Here is a 12,975-nt window from a genome sequence, read left to right as displayed (position 1 = left end):
GATTCGCCGGCAGACGGGCGCAGAATCCGCGTATTGTCGCCGCAAGTTCCCCCCGAAGCGTGTAAAGGAGTCCGCCATGCCCAAGAGCAAGACCCCCAGCAAGCCCGCGAAGGCCCCGGCCGCCAGCGTCCCCGGCATCGACATCGGCATCTCCGCCGGCGACCGCGGCAAGATCGCCGACGGGCTGTCGCACTTCCTCGCCGACAGCTACACCCTGTACCTGAAGACCCACAACTTCCACTGGAACGTGACCGGGCCGATGTTCAACGCCCTGCACACCATGTTCGAGACCCAATACACCGAGCAGTGGACCGCGCTGGACGAGATCGCCGAGCGCATCCGCGCGCTGGGCTTCAACGCCCCCGGCAGCTATTCCGAGTTCGTCCGCCTGTCCTCCATCCGGGAAGAGCCCGGCCTGACCGCGGCGCCCGCCTGGCACGACATGGTGCAGCAGCTGGTGGACGGCAACGAGGCGGTCTGCCGCACCGCCCGCAAGGTGCTGAAGGTGGCAGACGCCGGCGGCGACGACCCCACCGCCGACCTGTTGACCCAACGCCTGCAGACCCACGAGAAGTACGCCTGGATGCTGCGGTCGCTGCTGCAGTAGGCGCCCCGCGGCGGGCAGGTCCGGAGGGGAGTCGCCGCACCGGAGCCATTCCAACCAAGCGAGTATCGGGGAGCGCCTTGGAATGGCTCCGGTGCGGCGACTCCCTGCGAGGTATTTCCGGCTGCGATTGCGCCCTATCGCGCAAAAACCGACCGCAGACACGGAAGATGCCTGATGACGGCATCGCCCCGCTTGCTACCCTTGGGGCATGTCCGACCCCACCCTAGACACCCTTCGCCGCGTTTTCGGCCACGACGCCTTCCGCGGCCGCCAGCAGGAGATCGTGGCGCGCGTGGTCGAGGGCGGCGATGCGCTGGTGCTGATGCCCACCGGCGGCGGCAAGTCGCTGTGCTACCAGCTGCCCGCCCTGCTGCGCGACGGCTGCGGCGTGGTGGTCTCGCCGCTGATCGCGCTGATGCAGGACCAGGTGGACGCGCTGCGCCAGCTGGGCGTGCGCGCCGCCTTCCTCAACTCCAGTCTCGACGCGGCCGAAGCCGCGCAGGTCGAGCGCCAGTTCGCCGCGGGCGAGCTGGATCTGCTCTACGTCGCGCCGGAGCGGCTGCTGACCCCGCGCTTCCTCGGCCTGCTTGAACGCGCGCGGGTCGCCCTGTTCGCGATCGACGAGGCGCACTGCGTGTCGCAATGGGGCCACGACTTCCGCCCCGAATACCGCCAGCTCACCCTGCTGCACGAGCGCTGGCCGCAGGTGCCGCGGATCGCCCTGACCGCGACCGCCGACGCGCCCACCCGCCGCGAGATCGTCGAGCGGCTGGCGCTGCAGGAGGCGCAACAGTTCGTCAGCTCGTTCGACCGCCCCAATATCCGCTACAGCGCGGTGGCGCGCGACGACGGCCGCCGCCAGCTGTTCGATTTCCTCGACGGCCATCGCAGCGAGAGCGGCATCGTCTACTGCCTGTCGCGGCGCAAGGTGGACGCCACCGCCGAGCTGCTCGCCGGCCACGGCTATCCGGCGTTGGCCTACCACGCCGGGCTGGATGCCGCCACGCGCGCCGAACGGCAACGCCGGTTCCTGCGCGAGGACGGCGTGGTGATGGTGGCCACGATCGCCTTCGGCATGGGCATCGACAAGCCCGACGTGCGCTTCGTCGCCCACCTCGACCTGCCGAAGTCGCTCGAGGGCTACTACCAGGAAACCGGACGCGCCGGACGCGACGGTGACCCGGCCGAGGCGTGGCTGGCCTACGGTATGGGCGATGCCGTGCTGCTGCGGCGGATGATCGAAGAGGGCGATGCCAGCGACGAGCGCAAGCGGCTGGAGCACGGCAAGCTGGATGCGTTGATCGGCTATGTCGAATCCACCGGCTGCCGCCGGCAGACCCTGCTGGCGTACTTCGGCGAGGCGCACGCGGGTGCCTGCGGCAACTGCGACAACTGCCTGGACCCGCCGCGCACCTGGGACGCCACCGAAGCCGCGCGCAAGGCGCTGTCCTGCGTGTACCGCACAGGCCAGCGCTTCGGCGCGGCGCACGTGATCGACGTGCTGCGCGGCGCCGACACCGCCAAGGTGCGCCAGTTTGGCCACGACCACGTCAGCACCTATGGCATCGGCAGCGACCTCGACGCCCGCCAGTGGCGCGGCGTGTTCCGCCAGCTGCTGGCGGCCGGCCTGCTGGAAGCCGATCTCGACAGCCACGGCGCCCTGCGCCTGACCGCGGAAGCCACCCCGCTGCTGCGCGGCGAGCGCAGCCTGCACCTGCGCATGGAAGCGCCGAAGCCAGAACGCCGGCGCACGCGCGGCAACGGCGAGACGCGCGCCGCGCCGCTACCGATGGACCTGCCGGAAGAGGCCGCCGCCCGCTTCGCCGCGCTGCGCCGCTGGCGCGCCGAGGCCGCGCGCGCGCAGAACCTGCCGGCCTACGTGATCTTCCACGACGCCACCCTGCGCGCGATCGCGGTGGAAATGCCGCGCGACCTCGATGCGCTGGCCGGCATCGGCGGCGTCGGTGCCGCCAAGCTGGAACGCTACGGACAGGACGTGATCGACGCGCTGGCCGCGGCGTAGCGGTCCGCCCCACTACAATGCGCGCATGCGCATCGGCCCCCACCTGATCGACCCGAAGGTGATCCTCGCGCCCATGGCGGGCGTGACCGACAAGCCGTTCCGGCTGCTGTGCAAGCGCCTGGGCGCTGGCCTTGCGGTGTCGGAGATGACCATTTCCGATCCGCGCTTCTGGAACACCAGCAAATCGCGCACGCGGATGGACCATGTCGGCGAGCCGGAGCCCGTCAGCGTGCAGATCGCCGGCACCGACCCGGTGGCGCTGGCCGAGGCCGCGCGCTTCAACGTCGACCACGGCGCGCAGATCATCGACATCAACATGGGCTGCCCGGCCAAGAAGGTCTGCAACGTGCTGGCCGGCTCCGCGCTGATGCGCGATCCGGCGCTGGTGGGACGGATCGTGGAGGCGGTGGTGGCTGCGGTGGCGGTGCCGGTGACGCTGAAGATCCGCACCGGCTGGAGCGCGGACCACCGGAACGCGCCGGAAATCGCGCGGATCGCCGAAGACGCCGGCATTGCCGCGCTGGCCGTGCATGGCCGCACCCGCGACCAGCACTACACCGGACAGGCCGAGTACGACACCATCGCAGCGGTCAAGGCAATGCTGAAGATCCCGGTGATCGCCAACGGCGACATCGACTCGCCGCAGAAGGCCGCCTTCGTGCTGGACAGGACCGGCTGCGACGCGGTGATGATCGGCCGCGCCGCGCAGGGCCGGCCATGGCTGCCGGGGCACGTTGCCCATTTCCTGCGCACCGGCGAACAGCTGCCGGAACCGGCGCCAGCGCAGGTGCGCGGCATCCTGCTCGGCCACCTCGAAGCCCTGCATGCGTTCTATGGCGAAGAGATGGGCGTGCGCATCGCCCGCAAGCACCTGGGCTGGTATGCCAAGGATCGGCCGGAGAACGCGGCCTTCCGCGCGGTGGTCAACCGCGCGCAGACCGCCGACGAACAGCTGCGGCTGACCCGCGATTACTTCGACGCGCTGGCCGCCGGGGTGGCGCCGGCGCTGCCCGCAGCGGCCTGACCTGGCGACCGCCGGCGTCGGCAGGCTTAACGTCCACCCAACACCGCAGGCGGCGGAAACAGGGCAGGATGCACATCCGGGCGCGTCGCTGTATCATGCGCACCCATCTTTTCATCCGAATGCAAGGATGAATCACTCAACGAGGAGCCCGTCGATGTCCAGCTACCTGTTCACTTCCGAATCGGTCTCGGAAGGCCATCCGGACAAGATCGCCGACCAGATTTCCGATGCGGTGCTGGACGCGATCCTGGCCCAGGACAAGCAGGCGCGCGTGGCCTGCGAGACGCTGGTGAAGACCGGCGCCGCCATCGTGGCCGGCGAAGTGACCACCAGCGCTTGGGTGGACATCGAGGCGCTGGCGCGCCAGGTGATCAACGGCATCGGCTACGACAATTCCAGCGTCGGCTTCGACGGCCACACCTGCGCCATCATCAACATGCTCGGCAAGCAGTCGCCCGACATCAATCAGGGCGTTGACCGCAAGAAGCCGGAAGACCAGGGCGCGGGCGACCAGGGCCTGATGTTCGGCTACGCCTGCAATGAAGCGCCCGAATTCATGCCGGCCCCGCTGTACTACAGCCACCGGCTGGTGGAACAGCAGGCCAAGGTGCGCAAGAGCGGCAAGCTGAAGTGGCTGCGCCCGGACGCCAAGTCGCAGGTCACCCTGCGCTACGACGGCAACACCGTGCTGGGCCTCGACGCGGTGGTGCTGTCCACCCAGCACGATCCGGACATCAAGCAGAAGGACCTGATCGAGGCGGTGCGCACGCACATCCTCGCCCCGGTGCTGCCCAAGAAGTGGCTGGACGCGCTGCCGAAGAACAAGGTGCACATCAACCCGACCGGCAAGTTCGTGATCGGCGGCCCGGTGGGCGACTGCGGCCTGACCGGGCGCAAGATCATCGTCGACACCTACGGCGGCATGGCCCGCCACGGCGGCGGCGCGTTCTCCGGCAAGGACCCGTCGAAGGTCGACCGCAGCGCCGCCTACGCCGCGCGCTACGTGGCCAAGAACATCGTCGCCGCCGGCCTGGCCGACAAGTGCGAAGTGCAGGTGTCCTACGCCATCGGCGTGGCCCAGCCGACCTCGATCTCGGTCACCACCTTCGGCACCGGCAAGGTCGGCGACGACGTGATCGAGAAGCTGATCCGCGCGCACTTCGACCTGCGTCCGTACGCGATCACCCGCATGCTGGACCTGGAGCACCCGATCTACCAGCCCACCGCCAGCTACGGCCACTTCGGCCGCAAGCCGAAGGAAATCAGCTACACCGACGGCGAAGGCAGGAAGCACAAGGCCACCACCTTCTCCTGGGAGAAGACCGACAAGGCCGAGGCCCTGCGCAAGGCGGCGAAGCTGAAGTAAGCCGCGCCAGTACCAGCCAACACCGGAACGGGCCGCAGCGATGCGGCCCGTTTTAATTTCCCGCTGGATTCGCGCTCAGGTCCGCACGAAGATTTCCACCCGGCGGTTGAGCTGGCGACCGGCGGGATTGTCGTGGCCGTCGAGTTCGTTCGGCGCCACCGGTTGCGATTCACCATAGCCGCGTGCATTGGCACCGGGAGCCGCTTGGTGCTGGCGCAGCGCCGTCAATACCGCCTGCGCGCGGCGCTCGGACAGCGCCTGGTTGTAAGGATCGCTGCCCTTGGCATCGGTATGGCCGCGGATCTCCATCGACTTGGCTTGTACCTGGTTGAGTGCGGTAGCCAACGCGTCCAGCACCTTGGCCGCGTCCGGACGGATGTCCGACTTGTCGAAGTCGAACAGGACCCGATCCTCCAGGGTGACGACGAATCCGCAAGGAGCGCCCGGCGGCGCGAACTTCTTCAGCGGCGGAAAGCGGCCCGCGGGGGCCACTCTCGGGATCGGCGCCATCTTCACCTCACGCGCGGGCGCGCCGATGCGCCCATTGCCGTCGCCGTCGTTGACGACCAGCCCGTGCGGTCCGTTCCAGCTGCCGCTGCCATCGGCGTTGATGGTCACGATGCCCTCGGGGCCGTTCCAGGTGCCGGAGCCATCGCCGTTGTTGCGGATCAGGCCGCCGTCGCCATTCCAGGTGCCGCCACCTTGCCCGTCCAGCCGGATGATCCCGTAACGCCCGTTGTAGCTGCCCGAGCCGTCGGCCTCGACCGAAATCAACGCGTCGTCGGCCCCATCCTCGCCGCTCCCGTTGATAGTGCCGCTGCCATCGGCATCGACGGTGATGAGGCCGCCGCCGTAGTTGGCGGTGCCGCTGCCGTCGGCATTGATGCGGAAGATGCCCGCATCGCCGTTGCGCAGCAGGTTGCCCTGTGCATCGACGCTGGTGATGCCCGCGTCATTGACCAGCGCGCCGTCGCCCGTGCAGGTGGCCGGACGGACGCGGATGCCGGCGATCGGGTCGATGATGTCCTGCATCGATGCCTCCAGCGTCCGCTGCGCCGGGCCGATGCCGACGACATCGGGCACCACGATCTGCGGGATGGCGGGGAAGTCGAACTCGCCTGCCGTTTTCGGCGCTTCCGCCGTGGCCGCTGCCACCGGCGCCGCGCTGGCCGCGCCGCCCGTGGGCGCGTCCACCGCGGCATTGGGTGCACGCGTGCAAGCGCCGCACAGCACCATCGCCCCCACCAGCATTCCCACGCGTCCTGCCGCCATGCCTGCCGTCCTGTCGATGTTGTCGGAGCGGCGGTTATAGGCCACCGCCGTGACGCACACGTTAAGCGCGTCTGAACGCGGGCGAGTCCATCACGACGCACCACGGGCCGGGTCGGCCGTGCGCGCGCCGCTTACAATGCGCGCATGCCCCTCCTCCATTTCCAGAACGTCGACTACGGCGTCGGCGGTCCGCTGCTGCTCGAGCAGGTCGACCTCACCATCGAACCCGGCGAACGCGTCTGCATCGTCGGCCGCAACGGCGCCGGCAAGTCCACCCTGATGCGGCTGATGGCCGGCGAGATCCGGCCCGACGACGGTGAGGTCCGCGTGCAGAACGGCGTGGTGGTTGCGCGGATGGCGCAGGAAGTGCCGCAGGACACCCACGGCAGCGTGTTCGACGTGGTGGCCGAAGGCCTGGGCGACCTGGGCGCCCTGCTGGCGCGCTACCACCACGCCGTGCACGACGGCGACATGGACGCGATGGCGGACGCGCAGGCGCAGATCGAGGCGCGCCACGGCTGGGACCTGGATCGCCGGGTCACGCAGGTGCTGGAGCGGCTGGAGCTGCCCGGGGACGCCGATTTCGCCGCGCTCTCGGGCGGCATGAAGCGGCGGGTGCTGCTGGCGCAGGCGCTGGTGCGCGCGCCCGACATCCTGCTGCTGGACGAACCCACCAACCACCTCGACATCGAGGCGATCGACTGGCTGGAAGGCTTCCTCAAGGCGTTTTCCGGCAGCATTGTCTTCGTCACCCACGACCGCAGCTTCCTGCGCGCGCTGGCCACCCGCATCGTCGAGATCGACCGCGGCCAGGTGACCAGCTGGCCCGGCGACTACGACAACTACCTGCGCCGCCGCGAGGAGCGCCTGCATGCCGAGGCGCAGGAGAACGCGCGCTTCGACAAGCTGCTGGCGCAGGAGGAAGTGTGGATCCGCCAGGGCATCAAGGCCCGCCGCACCCGCAACGAAGGCCGCGTGACCGCGCTCAAGGCGATGCGCCGCGAACGCGCCGCGCGCCGCGAACTGACCGGCAAGGTGAAGATGGAGGCCGCCAGCGCGCAGTCCTCCGGCAAGAAGGTCATCGAGATGACCGGCGTGTCGCAGGCGTTCGGCGACAACATCATCCTGCGCGACGCCTCGACCACGATCCTGCGCGGCGACAAGGTCGGCATCATCGGGCCCAACGGCTCGGGCAAGTCCACCCTGCTGAAGATCCTGCTGGGCGAACTCACGCCGGACGCAGGCAGCGTGGCGCTGGGCACCAACCTGCAGGTCGCCTATTTCGACCAGCACCGCAGCCAGCTGGACGAAACCCGCAGTGCGCTGGAAAACGTGGCCGGCGGGCGCGACTTCGTGGAGATCAACGGCAGCCGCAAGCACATCATCGGCTACCTGCAGGAGTTCCTGTTCTCGCCGGAGCGCGCGCGCGCGCCGATCACCCGCCTGTCCGGCGGCGAGCGCAACCGCCTGCTGCTGGCCCGGCTGTTCGCGCAGCCGTCCAACCTGCTGGTGATGGACGAACCCACCAACGACCTCGACGTGGAGACGCTGGAACTGCTGGAGGAGCTGCTGCTGGACTACCAGGGCACCCTGCTGCTGGTCAGCCACGACCGCGACTTCCTCGACAACGTGGTGACCAGCACGCTGGCGCTGGAAGGCGATGGCCGGCTGGGCGACTACGTGGGCGGCTACAGCGACTGGCTGCGGCAGCGGCCGGCATCCGCCGCCGCGACGACCCCGGCCGCGGCCCCGTCGGTCACCGCCTCCGCTGCCCCGGCGGCGGCCACCGCAGCGCCCGCCGCGGCGAAGAAGAAACTCAGCTACAAGGACCAACGCGAACTGGAACTGCTGCCCGCCAGGATCGAGCAGCTGGAAACCGACATCGCCGCGCGCAGCGCCGCCATGCAAGACCCGGCCTTCTACCGGCAGGACGCCGCCGCCCAGCAGCGCGCGAATGGGGAACTGGCCGCGCAGCAGGCCGAATTGGACGCCGCCTACGCACGCTGGGAAGCGCTGGACGGCTGAGCCGTCAGTCGCAGCCGCCGTCCACGTTGCAAGCCGCCCCCGTCATCGCCTCGATCGGCGCAGGCTCGGCCGCCAGCATCGCGATCTGCGCGCCCAGGACCAGATCCTCCACCTGCCCGAAGTGGTGCTGGCGCAGGCGCCCGGCGCGGTCTACCAGCAGCAGCGTGGGCGTGCCGCGCATGCCGTAGGCGGCCATCGTGCGCGGGATCGGACTTTCCGCCGACGGCGTATCCACGCCGACCGGGAAGTCGATCCGGTACTCGTGCAGGAACGCCTCCAGCGCCACCGGCGTCATCGCCGCATGGTGTTCGAACACGGTGTGCAGGCCGATCACCGCCACGTCCTCGCGATGGAAGACCTGCCGCACCCGCTGCGCCTGCGGCAGCCCGTGCGACACGCAGCCGGGGCACAGCATCTGGAACGCCTCGACCAGCACCACCCGGCCGCGCAGCGCAGCCAGCGTCAGCGGCGCGGGCGCGTTGAACCAGCGCGAAACCTCGAGTTCCGGGGCCAGCGTGCCGGTCTGCATGCGCGACTCCTCGCCTGCTGCGATTGCCCAGTCTGCCCCAATCCGGCGGCGGCGACCCCTCATGGCGATGCATGGCTCCATCGCGATGCTGCGATACAATGGGCGACCGCCGAGGGGCGCTGCGATGGAGGCCGGGCCCAGCCCGCCCGCCACCAGGCTCGGCGATGTCCAACAACGGCGCCCGTGACCGCATCCACCGCACTCACGGAGTTTCACCATGAACGCTGTTGCCAGGACTTTCTCGACCGAGGGCGACTACAAGGTCGCCGACATTTCGCTGGCCGACTGGGGCCGCAAGGAACTCGACATCGCCGAGCACGAGATGCCGGGCCTGATGTCGATCCGCCGCAAGTACGCCACCACCACCCCGCTCAAGGGCGTGCGGGTGACCGGCAGCCTGCACATGACCATCCAGACCGCCGTGCTGATCGAGACGCTGAAGGACATCGGCGCCGACGTGCGCTGGGCGTCCTGCAACATCTTCAGCACCCAGGACCACGCCGCCGCCGCGATCGCCGCCACCGGCACCCCCGTGTTCGCGTGGAAGGGCGAGACGCTGGAGGAATACTGGGACTGCACGCTGGACGCGCTGACCTTCACCCTGCCCGACGGCACCCTGACCGGGCCGGAACTGGTCGTCGATGACGGCGGTGACGTCACCCTGCTGATCCACAAGGGCTACGAGCTGGAGCAGGGCGACGACAGCTGGGTCAATTCGGCCTCCGGCAGCCACGAGGAGCAGGTGATCAAGAACCTGCTCAAGCGCGTCGCCAGCGAGCGCCCCGGCTACTGGACCCGCGTGGTCAAGGACTGGAAGGGCGTCTCCGAGGAAACCACCACTGGCGTGCACCGCCTCTACCAGCTGGCCGAGAAGGGCAAGCTGCTGGTGCCGGCGATCAACGTCAACGACTCGGTCACCAAGTCCAAGTTCGACAACCTGTACGGCTGCCGCGAGTCGCTGGCCGACGGCCTGAAGCGCGCGCTGGACGTGATGCTGGCCGGCAAGGTGGCGGTGGTCTGCGGCTACGGCGACGTGGGCAAGGGCTCGGCGGCCTCGCTGCGCGCCTACGGCGCCCGCGTGATCGTCACCGAGATCGACCCGATCTGCGCCCTGCAGGCGGCGATGGAAGGCTATGAAGTCACCACCGTCGAGGACACCCTGGGCCGTGCCGACATCTACGTCACCACCACCGGCAACAAGGACATCATCACCCTGGCCCACATGCAGGCGATGAAGGACCAGGCCATCGTCTGCAACATCGGTCACTTCGACAACGAAATCCAGGTCGATGCGCTGTACGCCAGCGGCGCGGTGAAGACCAACATCAAGCCGCAGGTCGATAAGTTCACCTTCGAGAACGGCAACGCGATCTTCCTGCTGGCCGAAGGCCGGCTGGTGAACCTGGGCTGCGCCACCGGCCACCCCAGCTTCGTGATGTCGAACTCGTTCTCCAACCAGACGCTGGCGCAGATCGACCTGTGGGCCAACAAGGACGCCTACGAGGCCAAGGTCTACATCCTGCCGAAGAAGCTGGACGAGGAGGTGGCGCGCCTGCACCTGGAGAAGATCGGCGTGAAGCTCACCCGCCTGACCAGCGAACAGGCCGACTACCTGGGCGTGGCGGCGGACGGCCCGTACAAGCCGGAGCACTACCGCTACTGAGCCCCACCCGGTAACGGTAACGACCACGGGCGCCGCAAGGCGCCGGTGGTCGCGACCGTTGCGGGCCTAGCCCAGCCGCGCCACCTGCTCGGCGTACGCCTTGCGGGTCTGCACGAACAGGTCGAACGGGAACCGGGTCGGCACGCCTTCCAGCGCCGTGGCCAGCATCTCCAGATGGCCCTCGAAACCGGCGCACGCCTTGGCCACGTCTTCGCCGGCCGGAATCTCCACGAACAGCTCCAGCCGGGTGCCGCCGCCGCGCGGATGCAGTTCCCAGCGCAGCGGCCGCTGCGGCTGGTCGCCGCTGCTCCACGAATACTCCAGCACCCGCCCGGGCTCGAACGCGGTGACCGCGCTGTCGATGACGGTGCCGCTGTCGGCGAAATCGATCCGCACCGCGCCGCCCGGTTGCGGCTGGATGCTGCCCGGCGCCAGCCATTGGGCCAACGCCGCGGCGTCGGTCAGCATCGCCCACACGGCGTCCGCCTCGTGCTCGAGGTCGCGCGAGAGATGGCCCTGGAAACCGGTGGCGGTGCGCTGGATGCGTCCGACCGGGAACAGCATGGTGCTCATGCGATCACTCCTGATTGCGGCAGGCCGTTGTAACAACCCCCGCTGGTGCCGCGCCTTGACCCACGTCACCTGCTGCAGCGCGGTGGCCATCACAGCGCCAGCCGCTCCCGCAGTTCGCGGGCCTGGCGACGGGACACCTCCACGGTGCTGCCATCGCGCAGGGTCAGATCGTAGCCGTCGCCAACCCCCAGATCGATGTTCTTGACCATGCGCAGGTTGACCAGGGTATTGCGGTTGGCGCGGAAGAACAGCGCCGGGTCCAGGCGCGCTTCCAATGCGCTCAGGCTGCGCGCCAGCAGCGCCTGCTCATCGCGGAACCAGACCCGCGCGTAATTGCCGTCCACCACCACCCGGCTGATTTCCTGCAGGGCCACGAACCAGCAGCGCTCGCCGTCGCGCAGGAACACCTGGTCATCGGCGGCCAAGGGCCCGCGCGGCGCCACCTCCGCTGCAGTCGCTCCCGACGCAGCCTGCGCGGGTCGCACCCGCGCCTTCGCCACCGCCGCCGCCAGCCGCTCCGGCACCACCGGCTTGACCAGGTAATCCAGTGCGTTGGCCTCGAACGCGCGCAACGCGTGCTGGTCGTAGGCCGTGGTGAAGATCACTGCAGGCGCGCTGTCGAGCTGATCGAGCAGGTCGAAGCCGGTGCCAGACGGCATCTGGATATCCAGCAGCACCAGGTCCGGTTGCAGCCGGCCAATGGCCTCCAGCCCAGCCGGCACATCGTCCGCCTCGCCCACGCAGGTCACGCCTTCGATGTCCGCCAGCAGCGTGCGCAGTTCCTGCCGCGCCAACCGGGTGTCGTCTATGATCACCACCCGCATCGGACTCATTGCGCGATCTCCAGCCGGGCCACCACGCGTGGACCGTCCTGTTGCAGGTCGAACCGGTGCCGAGCCTCGCGCGCCAACCGTGTGCGCAGGTACGCAAGGCCGACGCCATGGCCCGCCTGGGCGCCGGCCTGCAGGCGGCCTGGATTGGCGACTTCCAGGTGCAGCACGCCATCGGACAGGCGCGCCGCCAGCGAAAGATCGCCGCCACCGGGGGTGCAGGCGATGCCATGCTTGATCGCGTTCTCCACCAGCAGCTGCAACGCCATCGGCGGCAACGCCGCTGCCAGGGCAGCAGGATCCACATCGCGACGCACGCGCAGCCGGTCTTCGTAGTGCACGCCTTCGACGGCCAGGTAATCCTCTACCACCGCCATCTCCTCGCCCAGCGTGGTCAGCTCGCGCTGGGTGTGCTCCAGCGCGTGGCGCAGGATGTTGGACAGGTGGGTCACTACTTCGCGCGCCCGCGCCGGCTGCTCGTTGATCAGCGCGCGCACGTTGTTGAGCGCATTGAACACGAAGTGCGGGTTCAGGCGCGCGCGCAACGCCTCCAGTTCCATCGCGCTGCGCTGCGACTCGGCGCGCAGCCGTGCGATCTCCCCTTCGCGATAGCGGGACAGCGCGCTCCAGCTGGCCCACATCGCGGCCCACAGCCCCAGCACGATGGCGATGTTGAACCAGTAGCCCACCATCATCCCCCAGCCGGGCGGCTGCGCGGGCGTGGCGATCCAGCCCGTGGCGCGCGCCAGCCCGCCCACCAGGTCGACCAGCAGCAGTACGAACGTCGCCCCCAGCACCACGCCCGCAAGCAGGCGCAGGGCGAAACGCGCACCGCCCAGGGTGATCCAGCCGCGGCGGGTGGCGATGATCCGCAGAGCGCCACTGGCCACCCATACCCCCAGCCCGAGCGCCAGCGCCACCAGCCAGGCTTCTCGGCCAATCGGCATGAACTGCGAGAGGAAGAACAGGTTGAACGCGGCATAGCCGATGCCGAACAGGGCGTTGCGGAGCAGGAAACGTGTTTCGTCTCGGGTCATGCCGTGCCGTCCTGTACCGGGAAAAG

Annotated in this window: 11 protein-coding genes and 1 riboswitch; of the genes, 6 read left to right on the top strand and 5 right to left on the bottom strand. The window is 69.2% G+C overall.

Annotation, left to right across the window (positions count from 1 at the left end):
* Window positions 1-76 precede the first annotated feature (76 nt).
* The 4 genes from SPK54_RS07915 to metK all read left to right on the top strand — a co-directional run bounded on the left by SPK54_RS07915 (window position 77) and on the right by metK (window position 5,020).
* A complete protein-coding gene (locus SPK54_RS07915) occupies window positions 77-607 on the top strand; it encodes a Dps family protein (RefSeq protein WP_330947377.1) in 531 nt (176 codons plus the stop codon).
* 208 nt (window positions 608-815) lie between these two features.
* Entirely contained in the window at window positions 816-2,630 is a 1,815-nt protein-coding gene (gene recQ, locus SPK54_RS07910; protein WP_330947376.1) for a DNA helicase RecQ, read from the top strand.
* A gap of 25 nt (window positions 2,631-2,655) precedes the next feature.
* Window positions 2,656-3,654: a tRNA dihydrouridine synthase DusB gene (gene dusB / locus SPK54_RS07905; RefSeq protein ID WP_330947375.1), complete on the top strand. Its 999-nt coding sequence runs from the start codon at window positions 2,656-2,658 to the stop codon at window positions 3,652-3,654.
* 154 nt (window positions 3,655-3,808) lie between these two features.
* The gene (gene metK, locus SPK54_RS07900) at window positions 3,809-5,020 is read left to right on the top strand and encodes a methionine adenosyltransferase (RefSeq protein WP_330947374.1); all 1,212 of its coding nucleotides are present in this window, start codon (window positions 3,809-3,811) and stop codon (window positions 5,018-5,020) included.
* Window positions 5,021-5,095: 75 nt separating this feature from the next.
* Here the strand turns inward: metK and SPK54_RS07895 are convergent, their stop codons facing one another.
* On the bottom strand, window positions 5,096-6,292 hold the full coding sequence (locus tag SPK54_RS07895) for an OmpA family protein (RefSeq protein WP_330947373.1): 1,197 nt from the start codon (window positions 6,290-6,292) through the stop codon (window positions 5,096-5,098).
* 144 nt (window positions 6,293-6,436) lie between these two features.
* On the opposite strand from SPK54_RS07895, the gene SPK54_RS07890 reads away from it, so the two are divergent.
* Window positions 6,437-8,317: an ATP-binding cassette domain-containing protein gene (locus SPK54_RS07890; protein WP_330947372.1), complete on the top strand. Its 1,881-nt coding sequence runs from the start codon at window positions 6,437-6,439 to the stop codon at window positions 8,315-8,317.
* A 4-nt stretch (window positions 8,318-8,321) separates the two neighbouring features.
* Here the strand turns inward: SPK54_RS07890 and SPK54_RS07885 are convergent, their stop codons facing one another.
* A complete protein-coding gene (locus SPK54_RS07885; protein ID WP_330947371.1) occupies window positions 8,322-8,846 on the bottom strand; it encodes a redoxin family protein in 525 nt (174 codons plus the stop codon).
* Window positions 8,847-8,951: 105 nt separating this feature from the next.
* Window positions 8,952-9,036, top strand: a riboswitch (S-adenosyl-L-homocysteine riboswitch).
* Window positions 9,037-9,063: 27 nt separating this feature from the next.
* On the opposite strand from SPK54_RS07885, the gene ahcY reads away from it, so the two are divergent.
* The gene (gene ahcY / locus SPK54_RS07880; RefSeq protein WP_330947370.1) at window positions 9,064-10,509 is read left to right on the top strand and encodes an adenosylhomocysteinase; all 1,446 of its coding nucleotides are present in this window, start codon (window positions 9,064-9,066) and stop codon (window positions 10,507-10,509) included.
* 66 nt (window positions 10,510-10,575) lie between these two features.
* On the opposite strand, the gene SPK54_RS07875 is transcribed toward ahcY, so the two are convergent.
* From SPK54_RS07875 to SPK54_RS07865, 3 genes are all read right to left on the bottom strand, one after another.
* The gene (locus tag SPK54_RS07875) at window positions 10,576-11,082 is read right to left on the bottom strand and encodes an SRPBCC family protein (RefSeq protein ID WP_330947369.1); all 507 of its coding nucleotides are present in this window, start codon (window positions 11,080-11,082) and stop codon (window positions 10,576-10,578) included.
* A gap of 89 nt (window positions 11,083-11,171) precedes the next feature.
* Entirely contained in the window at window positions 11,172-11,915 is a 744-nt protein-coding gene (locus SPK54_RS07870; protein WP_330947368.1) for a LytTR family DNA-binding domain-containing protein, read from the bottom strand.
* Window positions 11,912-12,949 carry a histidine kinase gene (locus SPK54_RS07865; protein WP_330947367.1) on the bottom strand — a complete coding sequence of 346 codons (1,038 nt, stop codon included), beginning with the start codon at window positions 12,947-12,949 and terminating at the stop codon, window positions 11,912-11,914. The genes SPK54_RS07870 and SPK54_RS07865 overlap by 4 nt, the downstream gene beginning before the upstream one ends.
* Between the last annotated feature and the right edge of the window lie 26 nt (window positions 12,950-12,975).

The sequence above is a fragment of the Thermomonas sp. LB-4 genome (genome assembly GCF_036409385.1).
Classification (GTDB): domain Bacteria; phylum Pseudomonadota; class Gammaproteobacteria; order Xanthomonadales; family Xanthomonadaceae; genus Thermomonas.
This window is presented reverse-complemented; position numbering and strand designations above follow the sequence as displayed.

Coding starts and splice junctions, on each gene's coding strand:
- SPK54_RS07915 (WP_330947377.1), top strand. CDS start 77: ATGCCCAAGAGCAAGACCCCCAGCAAGCCCGCGAAGGCCCCGGCCGCC.
- recQ (WP_330947376.1), top strand. CDS start 816: ATGTCCGACCCCACCCTAGACACCCTTCGCCGCGTTTTCGGCCACGAC.
- dusB (WP_330947375.1), top strand. CDS start 2,656: ATGCGCATCGGCCCCCACCTGATCGACCCGAAGGTGATCCTCGCGCCC.
- metK (WP_330947374.1), top strand. CDS start 3,809: ATGTCCAGCTACCTGTTCACTTCCGAATCGGTCTCGGAAGGCCATCCG.
- SPK54_RS07895 (WP_330947373.1), bottom strand. CDS start 6,292: ATGGCGGCAGGACGCGTGGGAATGCTGGTGGGGGCGATGGTGCTGTGC.
- SPK54_RS07890 (WP_330947372.1), top strand. CDS start 6,437: ATGCCCCTCCTCCATTTCCAGAACGTCGACTACGGCGTCGGCGGTCCG.
- SPK54_RS07885 (WP_330947371.1), bottom strand. CDS start 8,846: ATGCAGACCGGCACGCTGGCCCCGGAACTCGAGGTTTCGCGCTGGTTC.
- ahcY (WP_330947370.1), top strand. CDS start 9,064: ATGAACGCTGTTGCCAGGACTTTCTCGACCGAGGGCGACTACAAGGTC.
- SPK54_RS07875 (WP_330947369.1), bottom strand. CDS start 11,082: ATGAGCACCATGCTGTTCCCGGTCGGACGCATCCAGCGCACCGCCACC.
- SPK54_RS07870 (WP_330947368.1), bottom strand. CDS start 11,915: ATGAGTCCGATGCGGGTGGTGATCATAGACGACACCCGGTTGGCGCGG.
- SPK54_RS07865 (WP_330947367.1), bottom strand. CDS start 12,949: ATGACCCGAGACGAAACACGTTTCCTGCTCCGCAACGCCCTGTTCGGC.